The 21424-nt window shown below is 63.8% G+C and carries 20 protein-coding genes; 11 read left to right on the top strand and 9 right to left on the bottom strand.

The genetic code is table 11. The features are described from left to right. The first annotated feature begins 69 nt into the window (after positions 1 to 69). From PP4_RS04045 to PP4_RS04020, 6 genes are all read left to right on the top strand, one after another. Positions 70 to 1527, top strand: a complete 1458-nt coding sequence (locus tag PP4_RS04045) for an MBOAT family O-acyltransferase (RefSeq protein WP_016498002.1) — start codon at positions 70 to 72, stop codon at positions 1525 to 1527. A 10-nt stretch (positions 1528 to 1537) separates the two neighbouring features. Then, entirely contained in the window at positions 1538 to 2695 is a 1158-nt protein-coding gene (locus PP4_RS04040; RefSeq protein ID WP_016498001.1) for an alginate O-acetyltransferase, read from the top strand. A gap of 20 nt (positions 2696 to 2715) precedes the next feature. Then, positions 2716 to 3363, top strand: coding sequence for an alginate O-acetyltransferase AlgF (locus PP4_RS04035; RefSeq protein WP_041167561.1), 648 nt, complete (start codon positions 2716 to 2718; stop codon positions 3361 to 3363). A 34-nt stretch (positions 3364 to 3397) separates the two neighbouring features. Continuing rightward, complete coding sequence (locus tag PP4_RS04030) at positions 3398 to 4852, top strand: mannose-1-phosphate guanylyltransferase/mannose-6-phosphate isomerase (protein WP_016497999.1); 1455 nt, start codon at positions 3398 to 3400, stop codon at positions 4850 to 4852. Positions 4853 to 4994: 142 nt separating this feature from the next. After that, positions 4995 to 5459, top strand: coding sequence for a hypothetical protein (locus PP4_RS04025; protein ID WP_016497998.1), 465 nt, complete (start codon positions 4995 to 4997; stop codon positions 5457 to 5459). Between the two features lie 110 nt (positions 5460 to 5569). After that, positions 5570 to 6382: an SDR family oxidoreductase gene (locus tag PP4_RS04020; RefSeq protein WP_016497997.1), complete on the top strand. Its 813-nt coding sequence runs from the start codon at positions 5570 to 5572 to the stop codon at positions 6380 to 6382. Between the two features lie 122 nt (positions 6383 to 6504). Here PP4_RS04020 and PP4_RS04015 read toward each other — a convergent pair whose 3' ends face one another. The 4 genes from PP4_RS04015 to PP4_RS04000 form a co-directional block, all read right to left on the bottom strand. Continuing rightward, complete coding sequence (locus PP4_RS04015) at positions 6505 to 7956, bottom strand: efflux transporter outer membrane subunit (protein WP_016497996.1); 1452 nt, start codon at positions 7954 to 7956, stop codon at positions 6505 to 6507. Further along, positions 7953 to 9014 carry an HlyD family secretion protein gene (locus tag PP4_RS04010; RefSeq protein WP_016497995.1) on the bottom strand — a complete coding sequence of 354 codons (1062 nt, stop codon included), beginning with the start codon at positions 9012 to 9014 and terminating at the stop codon, positions 7953 to 7955. The genes PP4_RS04015 and PP4_RS04010 overlap by 4 nt, the downstream gene beginning before the upstream one ends. 28 nt (positions 9015 to 9042) lie before the next feature. Next, positions 9043 to 10584, bottom strand: a complete 1542-nt coding sequence (locus PP4_RS04005; protein WP_016497994.1) for an MFS transporter — start codon at positions 10582 to 10584, stop codon at positions 9043 to 9045. Between the two features lie 116 nt (positions 10585 to 10700). Further along, entirely contained in the window at positions 10701 to 11606 is a 906-nt protein-coding gene (locus PP4_RS04000) for a LysR family transcriptional regulator (protein WP_016497993.1), read from the bottom strand. Positions 11607 to 11876: 270 nt separating this feature from the next. Between PP4_RS04000 and PP4_RS03995 the strand changes: the two genes are divergently transcribed. From PP4_RS03995 to PP4_RS03985, 3 genes are all read left to right on the top strand, one after another. Then, entirely contained in the window at positions 11877 to 12323 is a 447-nt protein-coding gene (locus PP4_RS03995) for a universal stress protein (RefSeq protein ID WP_016497992.1), read from the top strand. A 92-nt stretch (positions 12324 to 12415) separates the two neighbouring features. After that, complete coding sequence (locus PP4_RS03990) at positions 12416 to 12742, top strand: type II toxin-antitoxin system PrlF family antitoxin (RefSeq protein ID WP_014859917.1); 327 nt, start codon at positions 12416 to 12418, stop codon at positions 12740 to 12742. Continuing rightward, positions 12739 to 13206, top strand: a complete 468-nt coding sequence (locus tag PP4_RS03985; RefSeq protein ID WP_016497991.1) for a type II toxin-antitoxin system YhaV family toxin — start codon at positions 12739 to 12741, stop codon at positions 13204 to 13206. The genes PP4_RS03990 and PP4_RS03985 overlap by 4 nt, the downstream gene beginning before the upstream one ends. Positions 13207 to 13278: 72 nt before the next feature. Here PP4_RS03985 and PP4_RS03980 read toward each other — a convergent pair whose 3' ends face one another. The 4 genes from PP4_RS03980 to PP4_RS03965 are packed head-to-tail and all read right to left on the bottom strand — an operon-like array spanning position 13279 to position 18043. Further along, entirely contained in the window at positions 13279 to 14139 is an 861-nt protein-coding gene (locus PP4_RS03980) for an efflux RND transporter periplasmic adaptor subunit (RefSeq protein ID WP_016497990.1), read from the bottom strand. A gap of 10 nt (positions 14140 to 14149) precedes the next feature. After that, positions 14150 to 14350: a DUF1656 domain-containing protein gene (locus tag PP4_RS03975; RefSeq protein ID WP_009685040.1), complete on the bottom strand. Its 201-nt coding sequence runs from the start codon at positions 14348 to 14350 to the stop codon at positions 14150 to 14152. Continuing rightward, positions 14340 to 16517, bottom strand: a complete 2178-nt coding sequence (locus PP4_RS03970) for an FUSC family protein (RefSeq protein WP_041167558.1) — start codon at positions 16515 to 16517, stop codon at positions 14340 to 14342. The genes PP4_RS03975 and PP4_RS03970 overlap by 11 nt, the downstream gene beginning before the upstream one ends. Continuing rightward, on the bottom strand, positions 16514 to 18043 hold the full coding sequence (locus tag PP4_RS03965) for an efflux transporter outer membrane subunit (protein ID WP_016497988.1): 1530 nt from the start codon (positions 18041 to 18043) through the stop codon (positions 16514 to 16516). Before PP4_RS03965 ends, PP4_RS03970 begins: the two co-directional genes overlap by 4 nt. Before the next feature lie 192 nt (positions 18044 to 18235). On the opposite strand from PP4_RS03965, the gene PP4_RS03960 reads away from it, so the two are divergent. Both PP4_RS03960 and PP4_RS03955 read left to right on the top strand, forming a co-directional pair. Beyond that, positions 18236 to 19183: a LysR family transcriptional regulator gene (locus tag PP4_RS03960; protein WP_016497987.1), complete on the top strand. Its 948-nt coding sequence runs from the start codon at positions 18236 to 18238 to the stop codon at positions 19181 to 19183. A gap of 78 nt (positions 19184 to 19261) precedes the next feature. After that, the gene (locus PP4_RS03955) at positions 19262 to 20236 is read left to right on the top strand and encodes a 2-hydroxyacid dehydrogenase (RefSeq protein WP_016497986.1); all 975 of its coding nucleotides are present in this window, start codon (positions 19262 to 19264) and stop codon (positions 20234 to 20236) included. A gap of 134 nt (positions 20237 to 20370) precedes the next feature. On the opposite strand, the gene PP4_RS03950 is transcribed toward PP4_RS03955, so the two are convergent. Then, positions 20371 to 21273, bottom strand: a complete 903-nt coding sequence (locus PP4_RS03950; RefSeq protein ID WP_016497985.1) for a DMT family transporter — start codon at positions 21271 to 21273, stop codon at positions 20371 to 20373. Positions 21274 to 21424 lie beyond the last annotated feature (151 nt).

Raw genomic sequence — 21424 nt, 5'->3', positions numbered from 1 at the left:
CCAGTCTTGCACTGGGGGGTTTGGGGGGCGCTTTGCCCTGGATGCTGTGAACAAATTAGGAGAACCGGGATGGTCTTCTCGTCCAACGTGTTCCTGTTCCTGTTCTTGCCGATCTTCCTCGGCCTGTATTACTTGAGCGGGCAACGCTATCGCAACCTGCTGCTGCTGGTCGCCAGCTACATCTTCTATGCCTGGTGGCGGGTGGACTTCCTGGCCCTGTTCGCCGGGGTCACCCTGTGGAACTACTGGATCGGCCTGAAAGTGGGTGCCGCCGGCGTACGCACCAAACCCGCCCAGCGCTGGCTGCTGCTCGGCGTGGGCGTCGACCTGGCAATCCTTGGCTACTTCAAGTACGCCAACTTCGGCGTCGACAGCCTGAACGCGATCATGACCTCGTTCGGCCTGGAGCCGTTCATCCTCACCCACGTGCTGCTGCCGATCGGTATCTCGTTCTACATCTTCGAGTCGATCAGCTACATCATCGACGTGTACCGCGGCGACACCCCGGCTACCCGCAACCTCATCGACTTCGCAGCATTCGTGGCGATCTTCCCGCACCTGATCGCCGGCCCCGTACTGCGCTTCAAGGACCTGGTCGACCAGTTCAACAACCGCACCCATACCCTGGACAAGTTCTCCGAAGGCTGCACCCGCTTCATGCAGGGCTTCATCAAGAAAGTGTTCATCGCCGACACCCTGGCCGTGGTCGCCGACCACTGCTTCGCCCTGCAAAATCCGACCACGGGTGACGCCTGGCTGGGCGCGCTGGCCTACACCGCGCAGCTGTACTTCGACTTCAGCGGCTACAGCGACATGGCCATCGGCCTGGGCCTGATGATGGGCTTCCGCTTCATGGAGAACTTCAAGCAGCCGTACATCAGCCAGTCAATCACCGAGTTCTGGCGGCGCTGGCACATCAGCCTGTCGACCTGGCTGCGCGACTACCTGTACATCACCCTGGGTGGTAACCGCAAAGGCACCTTCAACACCTACCGCAACCTGTTCCTGACCATGCTGCTGGGCGGCCTTTGGCACGGTGCCAACTTCACCTACATCATCTGGGGCGCCTGGCACGGCATGTGGCTGGCCATCGAGCGTGCGCTTGGCCTCGACACCAACCCGCAGCGCTTCAACCCGGTCAAATGGGCCTTCACATTCCTGCTGGTAGTGGTCGGCTGGGTGATCTTCCGCGCCGAAAACCTGCACGTGGCCGGCCGTATGTATGGCGCCATGTTCAGCTTCGGCGACTGGCAGTTGTCCGAACTCAACAGCGCCCAGCTGACCGGCCTGCAGGTGGCCACCCTGGTAGTCGCCTATATCTCCCTGGCGTATTTCGGCCTGCGTGATTTCTACCGCAATGCCAAGCCAGCGCCCCAAGCCACGCCGGTGCAGGTCAACAACGACGGCTCGATCGGCCTGGACTGGACCCGGGTGATGACCCGCGCCCTGGTGCTGCTGCTGTTCGTGGCCTCGATCCTCAAGCTTTCGGCGCAAAGCTACTCGCCGTTCCTGTACTTCCAGTTCTGAGGCCGATGACATGAACCGCACATTACGCATTACTTACTCCCTGTCGTTCCTCGGTTTGCTGGTGGGCATGGGCGTGTGGTCCACCGGTGGCCTGCAAAGCTTTCAGCGCACCGAGCAGATGACCCTGCTCAACGGCAAGCTGGCCAAGGCCGCCGAGACCCACTACGACGCCGAGTTCCCGATCAAGCGCCTGGGCACCAACCTTTGGGCGGCCATGGACTTCAAGCTGTTCAACGAGGGCCGCCCCGGTGTGGTGCTGGGCCGCGACCAATGGCTGTTCAGTGACGAAGAGTTCAAGCCCACGGCTGGCGCCGAACAGCTGATGCAGGAAAACCTGGCGCTGATCCGTGGCGTGCGCGACACCTTGCAGCAGCACGGCAGCCAGCTGGTGCTGGCGATCATCCCGGCCAAGGCGCGCCTCTATTCGGAATACCTGGGCAAGGAGCAGCCGGCCAGCCTGCACGATGACCTGTACAACCAGTTCCATGCCCAGGTGCGCCAGGCCAACGTGTTCGCCCCGGACCTGCAAGCGGCCATGGAACAAGCCAAAGCGCGTGGCCAGGTATTCCTGCGCACCGACACCCACTGGACACCGATGGGCGCCGAAGTCGCCGCCCAGGCGCTGGCCGAGGCTGTTAGCCGGCAGAACCTGCTCAACGGTGACCCGCAAACCTTCGTCACCGAAGCCGGCAGCACGGCGCCCTACAAAGGCGACCTGACCAATTTCCTGCCACTGGACCCGCTGTTCAGCAACCTGCTGCCGGCCCCGGACAACCTGCAACAACGCAGCACCCGCCCGGCGCAAGCCGAGGGTGAAGGCGACGATGCACTGTTCGCCAACAACGAGATCCCGGTCGCGCTGGTAGGTACCAGCTACAGCGCCAACCCGCACTGGAACTTCCTTGGCACGCTGCAGCAGGCCCTGCGCAGCGACGTCGCCAACTACGCCGAAGACGGCCACGGCCCATTGCTGCCGATGCTCAAGTACCTGCAAAGCGATGCCTTCAAGAACGCCGCACCGCAAGTGGTGGTGTGGGAATTCCCCGAACGTTATCTGCCGATGAAAAACGACCTCAGCAGCTTCGATCCGCAGTGGATCGCCCAGCTGAAAAACTCCCGTAAATCCGAAGAAAACCTGGCCTTGTCGTCCACCCGGACGAACCACTGAACGATAGAGAGGAAATGCACATGACTACCAAGACTTCCATTGCCAAAGCCCTCACCCTCGCGGCCGGCCTTTCCCTTGCTTCCATGCAGGCCTTCGCCGGTGCCGACGCCGCCCTGTACGGCCCTAGCGCACCGAAAGGCTCGACCTTCGTGCGCCTGTACAACGCAGCCAGCGCACCGGCCGCAGCAAAGGTCGGCAACACCCAGATCAAGCAGGTTGGCGCCCAGGCCAGCAGCGACTTCAGCTTCCTGCCAGGCGGTGACTACACCGCCCAGGTCGGCGGCAAGAGCGTGCCGGTGAAGCTGGCCTCGGACAAGTACTACACCCTGGTCAACAGCGGCACCGGCAACCCGCAGCTGATCGAAGAACCACCGTTCAAGAACAAGCAGAAAGCCCTGGTGCGCGTGCAGAACCTGAGCGACCAGCAGCTGACCCTGAAAACCGCCGACGGCAAGACCGAAGTGGTCAAGCCGGTGGCCGCCAACGGCCGAGGCGAGCGCGAAATCAACCCGGTCAAGGTCAACCTGGCGCTGTACCAAGGTGACAAGAAAGTGGGTGACGTGAAACCCGTCGCTCTGGAGCGCGGCGAAGCCGCCGTGCTGTACGTAACCGGTTCCGGCAACGCCTTGTCGCCGGTGTGGGTAACTCGCCCCGTGGCTAGCAACTGATCCCCCTGCCTTTAACGACTATTGGAGAAACATGATGATCCCGGTAATTCTTTCTGGTGGTAGCGGTTCGCGTCTGTGGCCTCTGTCGCGCAAGCAGTTCCCCAAACAGTTCCTGGCCCTGACCGGCGAACACACCCTGTTCCAGCAAACCATCGAGCGCCTGGCGTTTGAAGGCATGGACACGCCAATCGTGGTCTGCAACAAGGACCATAAATTCATCGTCCAGGAACAGCTGGCTGCGCTGAAGCTGGAAACCCAAGGCATCCTGATGGAGCCGTTCGGCCGTAACACCGCGCCGGCCGTGGCCATGGCCGCCATGAAACTGATCAACGAAGGCCGCGACGAGCTGATGCTGGTGCTGCCCGCCGACCACGTGATCGACGACCAGAAGGCCCTGCAGCGCGCCCTGGCCCTGGCCACCATCGCCGCCGAGCGTGGCGAAATGGTGCTGTTCGGCGTGCCGGCGACCAAGCCGGAAACCGGCTACGGCTACATCCGCTCCAGCCAGGACGCCCTGCTGCCCGAGGGCGTGGCGCGCGTGGCGCAATTTGTTGAAAAACCCGATGAGAAACGCGCCGCCGAGTTTGTCCAGGCCGGTGGCTACTTCTGGAACAGCGGCATGTTCCTGTTCCGCGCCAGCCGCTTCCTCGAAGAGCTGAAAAAGCACGACGGCGATATCTACGACACCTGCGTGCTGGCCCTGGAGCGCAGTGAGGAAGAGGGCGATGTGCTGAGCATCGACGAAGCCACCTTCGCCTGCTGCCCGGACAATTCCATCGACTACGCGGTGATGGAAAAGACCCAGCGCGCCTGCGTGGTGCCGATGTCGGCCGGCTGGAGCGACGTGGGCTGCTGGTCGTCGCTGTGGGATGTGCATGAGAAGGACGACAACGGCAACGTCACCAAGGGCGACGTGGTGGTGCAGGACAGCCGCAACTGCATGATCCACGGCAACGGCAAGCTGGTGTCGGTGATCGGCCTGGAAAACATCGTGGTGGTCGAGACCAAGGACGCCATGATGATTGCCCACAAGGACAAGGTCCAGGGCGTCAAGCAGATGGTCAAGACCCTCGACGAGCAGGGCCGTACTGAAACCCAGAACCACCTGGAAGTGTATCGCCCGTGGGGCTCGTACGACTCGGTGGACATGGGCGGCCGCTTCCAGGTCAAGCACATCACCGTCAAGCCGGGTGCCAGTCTGTCGCTGCAGATGCACCACCACCGCGCAGAGCACTGGATTGTGGTGTCTGGTACTGCCGAGGTCACCTGTGACGAGAACGTGTTCCTGCTGACCGAGAACCAGTCGACCTACATCCCGATCGCTTCGGTGCACCGCCTGCGCAACCCGGGCAAGATCCCGCTGGAGATCATCGAAGTGCAGTCCGGCAGCTACCTGGGCGAGGATGACATCGAGCGCTTCGAAGATGTGTACGGGCGCACTTCCACGCCGGTCGAGCGTGGGGTATCGGTCAAGACCATTGCCCAATAAGTGAACCTTGGGGCCGCTTTGCGGCCCTTTCGCGGGACAAGCCCGCTCCCACAAAGGCTGGGAGCGGGCTTCGCGCTTTTGAGCCCTCCCCCATTTCAGGCTACGATGGTCAGACCCCGCGCATTCAAGGTCTGCAAGCCCCATGATCATCGGTGCCTTCCTCATCCTTACCTGGCTGGTACTGCTGTTGCGCTACCCGGCCAAGGCCCTGCCGATCTCGCTGGCCGCCGTGTTTGGCCTCGGCCTGGTGGCGCTGTTCGTCGCCTGGCAAGACAACCGCGAAACCTCGCAACTGGCCCGGCTGGACCTGCGCCTTGCCTATGCCCCCGAACAATGCCCGGCCGACCGTGCGTTGCAGGTACACATGAAAAACGGCAACAAGGCCCCGCTGACCGAACTGCGCTGGCGAGTGGCAGCATACGCACCAGGCGACACGGTGAACCTGGCCGAAAGCACCTACAACGCCCCGCGCTACCGGGGGCCGGGTGATTTGCAGCCGGGGGCCGAGTGGAAGGACTGCCTGCCGCTGCCCCCCCTGCGCGCCGGGTACCGGCCACAGACCCTGGAATTTCGTGCCGAGCACCTGCAAGGTACATTTGCCAATTGATATATCGCCTGTACCGGCCCTTTCGCGTCTGTGGGGTACCTGTGGGAGCGGGTTCACCCGCGAAGAGGCCGGCACAGGAAAACCAATCCTCCTTACAACAGGCCCCAACCATGCCCACCGTCCTGATCACCGGTTGTTCCAGCGGCATCGGCCGCGCCCTCGCCGACGCCTTTCGCGATGCCGGCCACCACGTCTGGGCCACTGCTCGCAAGGCAGAGGATGTTGAAGTGCTGAACGCCGCCGGCTTCACTGCCCGGCAACTGGATGTGAACGACAGCGAGGCCCTCGCCCGCCTGGCCGAAGAACTCGAAACCCTGGATATCCTGATCAACAATGCCGGCTACGGCGCCATGGGCCCGTTGCTGGACGGTGGTGTGGAGGCCCTGCGCCAACAGTTCGAAACCAACGTGTTCGCCGTGGTCGGCGTGACCCGCGCGCTGTTCCCGCTGCTGCGCCGCTCACGCGCAACGGTGGTGAACATCGGCAGCGTTTCCGGTGTGCTGGTCACGCCATTCGCCGGTGCCTACTGCGCCTCGAAAGCGGCCGTGCATGCGCTGAGCGATGCCTTGCGCCTGGAACTGGCACCGTTCGGTGTGCAGGTGATGGAAGTGCAGCCGGGGGCGATAGACACGCAGTTCGCCAACAATGCCCAGCGCCAGGCCGAGCAGGTACTGGCGGCGGACTCACCATGGTGGCCGTTGCGTGAACATGTCCAGGCGCGGGCGCGGGCTTCGCAGGACAGGCCGACTTCGGCGGCGGTGTTTGCCCAGGGTGTGTTGGCGGCAGTCGGCAAGTCGCCGGTACCGGGGGTGGTGCGGTTGGGGAATGGCAGTACGGCGTTGCCGATGATGGCGAGGTTGCTGCCACGGCGGTTGCTGGATTGGGCACTGCGCAAGCGCTTTGGCCTGCTGCGCCCGCTCTGAGATCTCGGCTGCCCTGGGGCTGCTTTGCAGCCCATCGCGGCACAAGGCCGCTCCTACAGGGGACCGCGATCGCCTGTAGGAGCGGCCTTGTGCCGCGATGGGCCGCAAAGCGGCCCCTGCCTTTACGCTTTCTTCGCGGGCTGCTCGTCAAACGCCTGCCAGCCACCACCCAAGGCCTTGTAAAGCCCCACCAACGCCTGCGACACCGCCGCTGAGCTGTCGATCCACTGCTCCTCGCTGGCCAGCAATGCGCCCTGCACCGTCAGCACATTGAGAAAGTCCACCGCCCCTTCCACATACTGGCGCTGGGCAGTTTCCAGGGCGATGCGGTTCTGCCGCACGGCCTCGGCCAGGTGGTCACGGCGCAACTGGCTGGCGTTGTAGAGGCGAAGCACATCGTCAATTTCATGCCAGGCACCCAGCACCACCTTGCGGTAGTTCAGCGCCGCTTCCTGCTGCTGCGCCTCGCGCAGTTCCAGGGTGCCCTTGAGCCGGCCGCCCTCGAAGATCGGCAGCGACAGCTGCGGCCCGAAGGCAAAACGGCGCGAATCCCAGCCACCGAAATCAGACAACTGCATGGCCTGGAAGCCGACACTGCCCGACAGCCGGATGCTCGGGTAGAAATCCGCCTTGGCCACGCCAATGCTGGCGGTGGCGGCATGCAGGCGGGCTTCGGCCTGGCGGATGTCAGGGCGGCGCTCGGCCAATTCGGACGGCACGCCGATGGCGAACTTCTGCTGCGGCGCGGGCAGCTCGCCGCCCTGCAGCAATTCGGCCTGCAAGCTGCGCGGTGGTTCGGCGGCAAGCAAGCTGAGCGCGTTGATCAGGTCATCACGACGGGCTTCAAGGCTTGGCAATCGCGACTCGATCGAAGCAACCTGGGCGCTGGCCTGGGCCACGTCCAGGCGCGTGGCAACGCCTTCGGCCTGGCGGTTCTGGGAAAGCTTCAGGCTGTGCTGGGCAACCTTCAGGTTGTCCTGCGTCACATCCAGTGTGTGCTGCACGGCGCGCAGCTGGATGTAATTGCCGGCGGTTTCCGAAAGCAGGGCCAGCAGCACTCCCCGGCGGTCGTTCTCGGCCACTTCGACGGTGGCATCGGCAGCCTCGACCTGGCGCCGCACGCGCCCCCACAGGTCCAGCTCCCAACCGGCCACCAGGTCGCCCTGCCAAAGGTTGTACGCCGCTTTGCCCGCCTTGCCAGACGGATCGCTCAGGCCTTCGGCGCTGTTGCGGGCGCGGCTGTAGCCGGCGTTTGCATCCACCGACGGCACTTCATCGGCGGCCACGGTACTGCGCAGGGCGCGGCTTTGCAGCAACCGTGCACTGGCCATTTGCAGGTCGAGGTTGCGCTCGGCAACGCGCTGGATCAAGGCACTGAGCTGTGCGTCATGGAAGGTTTCCCACCAGCGCAGTTCCAGCGGTTCGGCCTGCGGCTGGCTGGCCGCCGCTTCGCCTTGCAGCGGCGCCCACTGCTGCGGTGCCTGGCTGTCGGGGCGCAAGAAGTCCGGGCCCATGGTGCAGCCGGCCAGCAACACGGCCAGCAGCAACGGGCTCAAGCGTAATGCCGGTTTCATCGTGCGCTCACCTCTTTGCCGTCCAGCTTGTCGCCATGGGTATCGATGGTCGCTTCTACCGACATGCCCACACGCAGGCGGGTGAGCAGCGGCTGGCCGTCATCGAAGACGATCTTCACCGGAATGCGCTGCACCACCTTGGTGAAGTTGCCAGTGGCGTTGTCCGGTTTGACGGCGGCGAAGGTGACGCCGGTGGCCGGGGCGATGCTTTCCACATGGCCTTGCAGCTTTTCGCCGGAGAAGGTGTCGACGCTGATGCTCACCGGCTGGCCAGGCTGCACGTGGGTCAGCTGGGTTTCCTGGAAGTTGCCGACCACATAGGCCTGTTGCAACGGCACCACCGACAGCAGGCGGGCACCCGGGTTGACGTAGGCGCCTATGCGCAGTGCGCGCTCGCCCACCATGCCGTCCACCGGCGCAGTAATGCGTGTGTAGGACAGGTCGAGCTGGGCCTTTTCCACGCCCGCTTCGGCACGTTTCAGCTGGCCATCGGCGCTGGCCACTTGGGCCGTGAGAATGTCCACCTGCTTGCGCGCCGCCACTAACGCTGCCTGGGCATTTGCCAGGCGTGCACGGGCCTGGTCTACACCGCTGCGCGCCTGCTGGGCGTTCTGCACGGTACCGGCGCCCTGCTCGGCCAGGCGGCTGTAGCGGTTGACCTCGTGGTCGGCGAACGCCGCTTCGGCCTGGGCGGCTTTGACAGCAGCCTCGGCCTGGGCAATCAACGATGCCTGGCGCTCAAGGGTGGCGCGGGCATCGGCGCTTTGCGCCTGGGCCACCAGCAACTGCGCCTGTGCGGCGTCCAGGGCGGCCTGGTAATCGCGGGGGTCGATGGTCGCCAGCAACTGGCCGGCCGTAACCTGCTGGTTGTCCTCCACCAGCACTTCCTTGATAAAGCCGGCCACCTTGGGCGCGACCACGGTGTAGTCGGCGATCACATAGGCGTCGTTGGTGCTCTGGCGATGGTCGCTGCCAAACATCCAGGGGCCGACGATGCCAGCCAGCACGGCCACGGCCAGCACCGAGCCGATGAACAGGGTTTTGCGGTTGTTGGTCATTTCAGATGTTCTCGAATTCATCCAGGGTTCAGGCCACCGCACGCGGCGGATAGACCCGGGTAGGCACGAAAGGAATCAGGCAGATCAGGGCCACGGCAATGCAGGCCATGACCAGGTACAGGTCGGCGGAAGTGAGTACCAGCGCCTGGTCGTGGATGCGCCTGGCCAGGCCGGCAGCGCTGTCGTCAACCAGCGGGGCATTGCCCAGGCTGTCCACCAGGTGGTTGGAATGGAAATGCCGGCGCAAGGTGCCAAGGGCATCCAGCAGGCCACCGGCGATCACTGCGGCCAGGCCTTTCACGGTGTTGAACCAGCTGGAGGCGAACGGACCTTCCTGCGGGGTCATGCCGTTGGTGGACAGCATCAGCAACGGCAGCACCGCCATTGGCTGGCCGAACACCTGCAGCAGGTAGAACGGGTAGAAGTCGCCACGGATCCACTCGCTGGTCATCAGGCTGCTGCCGATACAGGACACCGCCAGCATCGCCAGGCCGATGCCCAGCACCCAGCGGCAGTCCACCGCGCGGATGTTGCACAGCGCTGCGGTCAGCGGCAGGGCGATCAGCTGCGGCATGGCCACCAGCATCATCAGCGGGCTGGTCTGCGCAGGGCGGTAGCCCTGGATCTGCGCCAGGTAGGCCGAGGGGATGCTGCCCACACCCGACAGTACGATCAGCACACCGGCCAGGGTCACCAGGGCAAAACTCAGGTTGCGCCGCTTTAGCATGCGCAACTGGAAGAACGGCAGCGGCTCGGACCACTCGTTGTACATGAACAGCACCAGCAACAGCAGGCCACCGCCCAGCAGCCAGCAGATCAGCGGCGAATCGAACCAGCCCCAGCGGTCGCCCAGCGACAGGCCCAGCACGATGGAACTGATGGCCGGCAGCCCGAGCAGTACGCCACGCCAGTCAAACTGCTTGAAACGCTCCAGACGCAGCGGGTCTTGCGGCAGGCCCCAGCCGACGCAGACGATGGCCAGCAGCGAGGGCAGGATGATCTGCCAGAACGCCCATTGCCAGCCGACGTACTCGGTCCACAGCCCCGCCAGCGGCGTGCCGAGGTTGGGGCCGAAGGTGGCGGTCAGGGCATAGCAGGCCAGGCCGTAAACCTTTATACCCGGCGGCAAAAAGCGCAGGGCCACGCTCATCAGCATCGGTGGCAAGGCCCCCGAGGCAAAGCCCTGCAGCACCCGCAGCAACATCAGGCTGTGCAGGTTGGGGGCGAACGGTTGCAGCAGGCCAAGTACGGCAAACAGGGCGATGGCGCTCATGGTGAAGCGCCGCAGCGAGAAGGTGGTGGCCAGCCACGGCGCAAAGGCCATGGCCGAGACCGAGGCGGCGCTGTACACCGCCAGCAACCAGGCGCCTTCGTCGGCACCGATGCCCATTGCACCGCGGATATCGGCAAGGGAAATCTTGGTGACCGACTCGTTGAGGCCTGCACACAGCACGGCCAGCAACACACCGAACAGCCCGACCACCACCTGCAGGCCAAACGCCGTCTGCGCAGGCGCGGCCGGCGCGGGGGCGGCGGCCAGCGCCGCAGAGGGCGCCGTCAGGGAAGTCATGAGAATACATCTCCAGCAACAATTTCAGGGCTGGGGCAAGTTTAAGAAGGTCGAATGCTGACGAAAACTGACTTGTCGGTAGTTGTATATTGCGTCAGACGCAATCCATGCCTGAATCACGGATCGATGCGGCCACAGGCTTTCAACGTCTGGCGCAACCAACGGTGCGCGGGGTCGTTGTCGAAGCGCGGGTGCCACGCCTGCATCACATTGACCTTCTCCAACGGCACCGGGATCTCGAACGAGCGCAATGGCAACTTCAACCGCTGCACACTGTTGAGGATATTGGCGGGTATCGGCAGGATCAGGTCCGAATCCGGCAGCGAGAACATCGCCGAGTGGAAGCTGGTGGTGATCAGGGCCACGCGCCGCTCCACCTTGTGGTTGGCCAACGCCACATCGATCGGCCCGTTGGCACGGCCGCGTCGAGACACGCTGATCTGCGGGTAGGCGGCAAAACGCTCAGGGGTGATCGGGGCGTCGAAGATCGGGTGGCCCACACGCGCCAGGCCTACAAAGTAAGTATTGAACAGGCTCTGCACCTTGATTTCCGGGCCCAGCTCAATGGCTGAGCTGATGATCAGGTCGATATGCCCGTTGCGCAGCACTGCATCATCGTCACCACTGCCCTCCGGGACAAACCGCAACACCGTACGCGGCGCCTGGGCCAGCATCATGCGCAGCAGCTGGGCGCCGTAAAGGGCAATGAACAAATCATTGGTGCGGATGTTGAAGGCACGGTCCAGGTTCACCAGGTCGACATCGTCACGGCTGCGGAACACCTGCCCGGCCTGCTCCACCAGGCCATGCACCTGCTCGCGCAGGGCCAACGCACGGGGCGTAGGCACCAGGCCACGGCCGGCGCGCACCAGAATCGGGTCACCCAAGGCATCGCGGATACGCCCCAATGTCCGGCTCATGGCCGCCGGGCTCAGGTTCATGCGCTGCGCTGCGCCCACCACGCTGCCCTCGTCGAGCAAGGCATCGAGGGCGACGAGCAGGTTCATGTCCGGGAGTTGCATGGCCGTTTTCCGTTACAGCTGCGAGAAACGCGATGGTAGCAGGTTGGTGGATTGCATCAGACGCAATGCGCTCTTGCGTGGTGGGGCATTTATTCACTGAGTGGACTGAGCCAAGAATGTGGCATGGCAGGTTCACCCTCTTCGCGGGTAAACCCGCTCCCACAGGGACGGCGCAGGTTTGAAATACTGTGGAATAACTGTGGGAGCGGGTTTACCCGCGAAGAGGCTAGAACAGGCACCCATTCAGCCAGCCTTGTACAAGGATCCCCAATGCCCAGCCCCGTCCTGATCGCCATCGACGCCTCCCCCGCTTCCAGCGCCCTGCTCACCCTCGCCCGCCGCTACTGCCGCCCCGGTGAACACGAACTGCACGTGCTGCTGGCCATCGATTCCACCTTCGCCGTGCATGAGCAACCTGCGCCCTACACCGCCGAGGAACTGGAAGAATACCCCGCCGCCTGCGAGGAACAGCAGCATGCCGACCACGCCGTAGCCGAGGCCGTACGGGAGCTGCAGCACGCCGGCTTCACCAGCCAGGGCTGCATGGTGGCCGGCCAGCCGGTCGAAGCGATTGTGGCCAAAGCGCGGGAATTGAACTGCGAACTGATCATCATGGGCCACCGCCACCTGTCGCGGTTGGGGCGGTTGCTGGACCCGTCAATCAGCGCGAAGGTGATTGACCGGGTAGACATGCCAGTGTTGGTGGGCTCTGCCTGACCGCTCATCACCGTGGTAATGCACCTGCATTGACGAGGCAATGCAATCGCATTACCTTGCACTGTATCGCTGTCACCCACAGGACATTACCCATGGCTGCCACCTTCGACGTCGAGTCCACGCTGACCGATCGCTATCAAACCACTGTTCCCGAAACGGTGCGGCGCGCCTTGGGCTTGAAAAAACGTGACAAGATCCATTATTCGATTCGCCCCGACGGTGGGGTGATACTCACCCGCGCAGAGGCAACCGAGGACGATCCGGTACTGGGCAAATTTCTGGATTTCCTGGCGCACGATATCGCTACCAACCCTCAACGGCTGCAGGTTGTCGATGCTGGCCTCATCGCGCGCCTCGACAAGCTTGTCGGCGACGCGGAGGTCGACCTGGATCAACCTCTGTCGGCGGACGATGAATGAGTGATGCGAGCAGGAAGCCTCTGGTTATTCATGGATGGACTGTCATTGCCCACCCGCTGTTCCTGGCCAAACTGGACGCGCTAAGCGCTCAAGTCGAGGCTCAACGGGACAAAGACCCAACGGGTTATACGAGAAGAAATGCCTTTAAAAGGCTGGCCGCCATCCGGCGGTTGGCGTTCGATGTAATCCCTCAAGACCCGACCAAACCCGAATACCGGCAAGGGGCAACACTTGGCGGTGACCACAAGCACTGGTTCAGAGCAAAGTTCTTCCAGCAGTACCGGTTGTTCTTCCGCTACCACACCCCCAGCAGGATCATCGTGCTGGCCTGGGTCAATGACGAGTCGAGCAAGCGGGCCTGCGAAAGTAGCGACGATGCTTACAAGGTCTTTCAAAAGATGTTGCATGGCGGCCACCCACCGGACGATTGGGACCAGTTGCTGCAAGAGGCTGCCGCAGATTGAGCCGACTGGCTAATACGCATGCATCAGCAGGGCTCCCACAGATGATGCGGGAGGCCGGGATGGTTGCGAAGGTCAACCTTCGCCAGGCTTGACTACCACCGTGCACGTCGTCCCCGCCGCCAGCAAAAACCCTTCCGGCACTTCATCGATGTGAATACGTACCGGCACCCGCTGCGCCAGGCGCACCCAGTTGAAGGTGGGGTTCACGTCGGCGATCAGCTCGCGGCTTTGTGGGTTGTCGCGGTCATAGATACCACGGGCGATGCTCTCTACATGCCCTTTGATGCGCTCGCCGCTCATCATCTGCAACTCGGCCTGGTCACCCACCTTCACGTGGGGCAGCTTGGTTTCCTCGAAGAACCCGTAGACCCAGAACGAATTTTCGTCGACCACCGCCATCACCGCCTCACCCGTGCGCGCATAGTCGCCCCTGTGGATGTTCAGGTTGGTCACGTAGCCATCCACCGTGGCGACGATATGGGTGCGCTTGAGGTTCAGCTCGGCTGCAGCCAGTTCGGCAAGGGCTTGCTGGTAATCGGCCTGGGCGGAGTTGGCGATATTGCTGGCGTCGTCGCGGTTTTCCTTGGAGATCACCAGGTTGTCCATGTCGGCACGGCGCTTGGCGTTGACCTTGCGCATTTCCCAGGTGGCCTTGCGCGAGGCGACCATGGCTTTGGCCTGGTCGACCGCCAGTTGGTAGTGCTCGGGGTCGATCTGGATCAGCAGGTCGCCCTTCTTCACCCGCTGGTTGTCCTTGACCGGCACATCCACCACGTAACCCGGTACGTCGGCGGCGACGTTGATGATGTCGGCGCGCACGCGACCGTCGCGGGTCCATGGCGTGGTCATGTAGTGCAGCCACAGCTGGCGACCGATGGCCACGGCAGCGACCAGCACCAGCAGGGTGGCGATCAGGCTGAAGAACTTTTTCATCGAAGGTTTCTCACCAGTAGACAGTAAGCGCCATGGCGCCGAACAGGCAGACGAACAGGCTCAGGCGCAACAGCGCCGGGTGCCAGAAGAAGCGGTAGCCATCATGGCTGGCGATGAACCGGTCCAGGCCCCAGGCCAGGCCAAGGGCGAACAGGAACATCAAGGTCATGGTGGGCATGTACACGCCATGGAAGGCGATTTCACGGGGCATGGTGCAATCCTTTCGCCGGTGCCAGTGGCGACTGTGGGTCCAGCAAGGAGGAACGGATGAAGTGCAGGTAGCTTTGCGCGCGGCGCAGTACCGAGGTGTCGAAGTGCCGGGCGAACGGTTCGTCGGTGGCCTGCACGCGGGCAATGGCATGGTCCACGGCGACCAGGGCGCGTTCGTGGTTGCTCGCACTGGGCTGCAAGAACAACCGCGTCAAGGCACGGCCCATGACGCGGATGGCCTGGCGCCACGGCTGCGACTCGGCGTAGGCCGGGTGCACCGGTGCGCGGGCTTGTTCCTTGCGCAGCTCGATCACGGCGTGGCCGATTTCCAGCACGGTGAACATCCAGCCCATCAGCTGGCTCTGCACCTGCGGCTTGCCGGCCGCCAGGCCATAGGCCTGGTGCAACAGGTCGCGGGTGCGGCTTTCGAAGGCCGTGCCGATGCCGCGCAGGCGCCCGCTGATGGCAAACAGCACCTGCTCGCGCAGCTCTTGCTCCAGGCGGCTCCACAACCAGCGGCTGTTGGGCGGCAGGATGATCGCCCCGGCGGCGGCGCAGACAAACATGCCGATGACCATGCCGATGTAGTCGTTGATGAAGGTGTACGGGTCATACACAGTGAGGTTGTTCGGCACCGAGCCAATCGCAAAGAACACCAGCAGGCCGATGCCGTAACCGGCATAGGCCGGGCGTGACGAGAGAAACGCGCCCAGCACGAACACCGGCGCCAGCACCATGCACAGCAGCGGGAAGCCGTCGATCCAGGGGAACACGAAGAAGGTTTCGAAAAAGCCGATGAAAGCTCCGATGGCGGTGCCGCAGGCCATCTGGAACGACATGCGCTTAGGGTTCGGCGAGGCCGCCGAGAGGCCCACGGTGACGGTGGCGATCAGGGTCATCATGGCGCCACTGGGCCAGTCACTGAGCAGCCAGTAGCTGCCCAGCAGCAACAGCACCGCCGAAGCGCGGATACCTGCAGCCAACGACACCAGCCAGCTGGTCTGCGCCACGTAGGGCTCGTCCCACTGCTCGCGTTCGTGCTTGTGCGCAGCCAGCGAGGCGTGGGTTTCGGCGTAGCTGTACATCTCGTCGACGAAGCGGTACAGCAGTTCGAACGCAGTGTGGAAGTCGAGCAGGTCGGATTCGCTGGGCTCGGTCGCCAGGTACTCGGCGCGCAGCCCGCGCACCTGGGCTTGCAGGCCTTCCTTGTAGGCCGCCAGCTCCAGGGTCAGGCGCAGTGCATCGGCGTCGGTCAACGCCCGGCCCACGTAAGGCTGCAGCAGCTCCACCAGGGTGTTCAGGCCCGGTTCGATGGCGCTGACGATCTGCAATGGGCCACGTGCGCGCAGGCGTTCGAGCAACCGGTGCAGGGCGTTGAAGCGCGTGGTGATGGCCATGAACTCGCTGTTCATCCGTACCAGCCGGCCACTGCGGCGACGCATGTGCGGGTCTTCGAAGGCGGTGACGTTGCGCAGGCTCTCAAGGCCCACGGCCTCGGCAACGAAGCGCACGTTGCTGCTCTCGAAACGGTCCTTCTGGCTATCGCCACGCAGGGCCTCGACCACCACCCCGGCGAACACGCCAAAGCGCTGGTACAAAGCGTTGCGCATGGCAGCACTGGCCGACTGCGGCAGGATTGCGGCGCTGACGAAGGTCGACACCAGAATCCCCAGGGCAATTTCCAGCACCCGCCATACCGCGGCCATGAATGCCTGGTCAGGGTGCTGCAGCACTGGCAGGCCGATCATCGCAGCGGTGTAGCCGGCCAGCACAAAGCCATAGGCGCGGAAGGTGCGGTAGCGCATGGCGCCGGCCGAGCACAGGCCCACCCACAGCGCCAGGCTAGGCAGGAACAGCTCGGTGTTCTGCGGGAAGATGGCGATCAGGGCCACCATCATCGCCGAGCCGGCCAGGGTGCCGAGCACCCGGTAGAAGCTCTTGGCGAACACATGCCCGCTTTGCGGCTGCATGACGATGAACACGGTGATCATGGCTGTGCGCGGTTGCGGCAGCTCCAGGCGCATGGCCAGCCACAGGGTGATGAACGCGGCGGCCAGCACCTTGAAGATGTACACCCAGGTCACGCCGTCGGTGCGTGCCCAGGCAAAGAAGCCCCGGCGCCACTCCAGGCTTTGCAGCCAGCGCACGGGCAAACTGGAAGTGCTCATTCGGCGTTATCCGGCTTCTTGTCGAAAATGGCCAGGGTGGCCGGGGTTTTCGGCGCGGCCTGGCGTTCCTCTTTCGGCGCATCCTGACCGGCCTGCAGGCCACCACCCAGGGCGGTCACCAGCTCGGCATGGGCGATCAGACGGGCGGCCTGCACCTGCTGCTGCACCTGTTGCTGGCGGAACAGCAAGGTCTGCGCGTTGAGCACGTTCAGGTAGTCGGTAAGGCCGCGCTGAAAGGCGACCATGGCGATGTCATAGGTTTTCTGCGCGGCGGCAACCGACTCGGCAGCGAAGTGCGACTGTTCTTTCATCGACTCGCGGCGGATCAACTGGTCGGAGATGTTCTTCAGTGCCCCCACCACGGTCTGGTTGTAACGGGCCACAGCCACGTCATACCCCGCCGAGGCCACACCCAGTTCCGAGCGCAGGCGGCCACCGTCGAAGATCGGCAAGCTGATGGCCGGCCCGACGTTGTAGTTGAACTTGCGCCCGGTCAAGAATTCCAGCGGGCCACCGCCGGTGGCCATGAAGCCGAGGCTGCCAACCAGGTCGACGTTGGGGAAAAAGCCGGCGTGGGCGACGTCGATACCTCGCGCCTGGGCGGCCACCTGCCAGCGGCTGGCGACCACGTCGGGACGCTGGCCGACCAGTTCGGCAGGCAGGTTCGATGGCAGTTTCAACGGCGCGGCCAAGGCCAGGGCCGGGCGCTGCAATTGCGCGCCCTCCCCCGGGCCCTTGCCGGCCAGTGCGGCCAGCTGGTTGCGGGTCAGGGCAATGTCTTCGTTCAGGCTGTCGAGCTGGCGGTGGGTTTCCGGCAGCGGCGCTTCGGCCTGGCTGACTTCGAAATGGGTACCGATGCCGGCATCCAGGCGGCGTTTGGCCAGGGCCAGGATCTGCTCCTGCTGCTCCAGTTCGGCCTTGACGATATCGCGCTGGGCAAAATGCAGGCTCAGCTGGATATAGGCGCGCACCACGTTGTTCTGTAGCTCCAGCTGCGCCTGGCGGGCTTCGGCCACGCTCATGTGTGCCTGGTCGACGGCCTGCTCGCTGGCATTGCGTTCGCGGCCCCAGAGGTCGAGGGCGTAGCTGAAGCCGATGGCGGCGTTGTTGTCCCAGGTGTTGGCGCCCGACAGCGCGCCCGGGCCGTAGAACTGGTCTTCAGGCCAGTTGTGGCGCTTGAGGGTGGCCTGGCCGTTGGCCTGGAGCTTTTCCGCCGACTCGACCACGCCGGCCATGGCCTTGGCCTCACGTACCCGCGCTGCTGCCATCGCCAGGCTCGGGCTGCCGGCCACGGCCAGGGTAATCCAGCGATCCAGCTGCGGGTCGCCATAGGCGTGCCACCACTGCTGGTCGGGCCAATGGGCGTCGGTCGCGGCTTCGCGTATGGCCGCGTCGGTGGTCAAGGTATTGGCTTGCAGCGTCTTGCTTTGCGGGGCGATGCCCCAGGTTCCGATACAGCCACTCAAGGTGAGGGCAAGGGCACAGGCACTGAACGCATTGAGCGTTCTGATGATGCGACGCGGCACAGCTGCGATTTCCCGAGGAAGAGGTGAAGGGGGCTGGGCAATTCTAGGGGGCGGCAGCACTGGCGATAAGCGCAGATTCCTGCGAATCTTTGTTACCAAAACAGCGATAATCCGCCTTTGGTCGAAGGCAACTTTTCAGCTTTTCTGCGTTACTTCGTGACACAATTTTGTCCTCTACATCGAGAGTGACCCATGGACACCCTGCAAAACATGCGTGCTTTCAGTTGCGTAGCCCAGCTTGGCAGCTTTACCGCTGCTGCCGCGCAACTCGATACGACCACCGCGAACGTGTCGCGGGCGGTCTCCAACCTGGAAGCCCATCTGCAAACAAGGCTGCTCAACCGTACCACCCGCCGCATTGCGCTGACCGAGGCCGGCAAGCGCTACCTGATGCGCTGCGAACAGATTCTTACCTATGTGGAAGAAGCCGAAGCCGAAGCCAGCGATGCCCATGCCCGCCCGGCCGGGCAGCTGAAGGTGCACTCGATGACCGGGGTGGGCCAGCACTTCGTGGTCGATGCCATTGCCCGCTACCGCGAATCGCACCCGGACGTCACCTTCGACCTGACCATGGCCAACCGCGTGCCCGACCTGCTTGACGAGGGCTATGACGTGTCCATCGTGCTGGCCACCGAACTGCCCGACTCCGGGTTCGTGTCGCAGCGCCTGGGCATCACCTACAGCATCGTCTGCGCCTCGCCCGACTACATCGCTCGCCACGGCAGTGCGCAAAAGCCCGCCGACCTGCTCAAGCACGCCTGCCTGCGCATGGTCAGCCCGGTGATCCCGCTGGAAAAATGGCTGTTCGACGGCCCGGAAGGCCAGGAGATGGTCAACATCACCAGTTCGCCGTTCATGGTCAATACAGCTGATGCCATGAAGACTGCCATCCGCAGCGGCATGGGCGTAGGCGTGCTGCCGATCTATTCGGCCATCGACGGCCTGCGGGATGGCAGCCTGGTGCGGGTGCTGCCCGAATACCGCCTGCAGGAGCTGAACCTGTACGCCATCTACCCGTCGCGGCAGTACCTGGATGCCAAGATCAAGACGTGGGTCGAGTACCTGCGCAACTCGCTACCGGAGATTCTCGCGGCCCATGAGGCGGACCTGAAAACCCATCAGGTGCTGATCGCCAACTAAAAAGCTGCTGCATTGCGGGGGTGGACAATGGTAGGTTGCTAACCATTACCTACCCCCGCCTTGCAGAGAAGTTGCCCGATGAAAAAGACCGTCCTGGCCTTCAGCCGTATCACCCCGGCCATGGCCGAGCGCCTGCAGCAAGACTTCAACGTGATTTTGCCCAACCCCAAGCTGGGCGACATCAACGCCCAGTTCAACGAGGCCCTGCCGGAGGCCCACGGTCTGATCGGTGTCGGGCGCAAGCTGGGCCGTGCGCAGCTTGAAGGCGCGGCCAGGCTGGAGGTGGTGTCCAGTGTGTCGGTCGGCTACGACAACTACGACCTGGACTACTTCAACGAACGCGGCATCGCCCTGACCAACACCCCCGATGTACTCACCGAAAGCACCGCCGACCTGGGCTTCTCGCTGGTCATGGGCTGCGCCCGCCGCACTGCCGAACTGGATGCCTGGACCAAGGCCGGCAACTGGCAGGCCACCGTGGGCCCGGCCCTCTTCGGCAGCGATGTGCATGGCAAGACGCTGGGTATCGTCGGTATGGGCAACATCGGAGCCGCCATTGCCCGTCGCGGCCGGTTCGGCTTCAACATGCCGGTCATCTACGCGGGCAACAGCCGCAAGACCGCGCTGGAGCAAGAGCTGGGCGCGCAGTTCCGCAGCCTGGAGCAGTTGCTGGCAGAAGCGGACTTCGTCGTCATTGTGGTGCCATTGTCCGACGCCACCCGCAAGTTGATCAGTGCGCGTGAACTGAAGCTGATGAAACCAAGCGCGTTCCTGATCAACATCGCACGCGGGCCGGTGGTGGACGAAGCCGCGCTGATCGAAGCGCTGCAGAACGGCACCATTCGTGGGGCAGGCCTGGATGTGTACGAGAAAGAGCCGCTGAGCGATTCGCCGCTGTTCAAACTGCCCAACGCGCTGACCTTGCCGCACATCGGTTCGGCCACTGCCGAAACCCGTGAGGCCATGGCCAACCGCGCGATGGAGAACCTGCGCGCGGCTCTGCTGGGTGAACGGCCGCGGGACCTGGTGAACCCGCAGGTGTGGAAGGGCTGATAGTTATTCGTTGCCTGCACCGGCCTCTTCGCGGGTAAACCCGCTCCCACAGGTACCCCACAGCCCTCAGGACCTGTGCAATACCTGTGGGAGCGGGTTTACCCGCGAAGAGGCCGGTACAGGCAACAGATTATCTATTTGGCCACCAAAATACCGTCAGCCACCTTGGCCTTGGACTTGCGAAACACCAGCACATTCCCCGCCATCACCGTCACCAGCCCCAACAAGGCCGGCGCCGTCCACTGATACCCCTCGGCCACCGCCGACACATTCAACGCCACCAACGGGAACAGCACCGTGCAATAGGCTGCCCGCTCCGGCCCCATGCGCCCGACCAGGGTCAGGTAGGCAGTGAAGCCGATCACCGAACCCGGAATCACCAGGTACATCAGCGAACCGATGTAGCGGGTGTTCCACTCCATGGTGAAAGGAATGCCGCTGAACAGGCAATAAACCATCAGCATGGCGGCCCCGTAGACCATGCCCCAGGCATTGGTAGTCATGGGCTTGAGCCCGGCCTTCTGCTGCATGCTCGACAGCATGTTGCCTGCCGAGAAACACAGCGTGCCGAGCAGGGCAAGGCCGAGCCCGAACAGGGTCTCGCGGCTGGCGGCATGGTGGGACAGCTCTGGCCAGAACAGCAGCCCCAGGCCGAGCAGGCCCAGGGCACCGCCGCCCAGTACATTGGCGGCGATCTTCTGGCCGAAGAAGACCCGCGCGTTAAGTGCGTTCCACAGGGTTGCAGTGGAGAACACCACGGCGATCAGGCCACTGGCAATCCACTGGCTGGCAGTGAGGAAGCACATGAAATTGACGCAGAACAGGCACAAGCCCTGAGCCAGGCAGATCTGGTGGCCGCGGCGGTTCATGGGCTGCAGGCGGCGGGTGAGCAGCAGGATGGCGAACAGGATGAGGCCGGCCAGGGCGAAGCGATAGACGATCGAGACCGGGATGGCGACAACGCCCAGCTGGAGCTTCAAGGCGATCCAGGTGGTGCCCCAGATCAGGACGGTAAGCAGGTAGAGTGACAGGTTCATGGGTAGGGCTCCTCAAGCGGTCGTCCATTCACACCGGGGCCGCTTCGCGACCCATCGCCGGCAAGCCAGCTCCCACAGGTACAGTGCCCGGCTTGAGGCAGGTGCTGTACCTGTGGGAGCTGGCTTGCCGGCGATCGAGGGTGCAGCCCTC

It is taken from the genome of Pseudomonas putida NBRC 14164, from assembly GCF_000412675.1.
In the GTDB taxonomy this organism is placed as follows: Bacteria; Pseudomonadota; Gammaproteobacteria; order Pseudomonadales; family Pseudomonadaceae; genus Aquipseudomonas; species Aquipseudomonas putida.
Note: the sequence above shows the minus strand (reverse complement) of the source record. Positions and strands in the feature narration are given on the sequence as shown.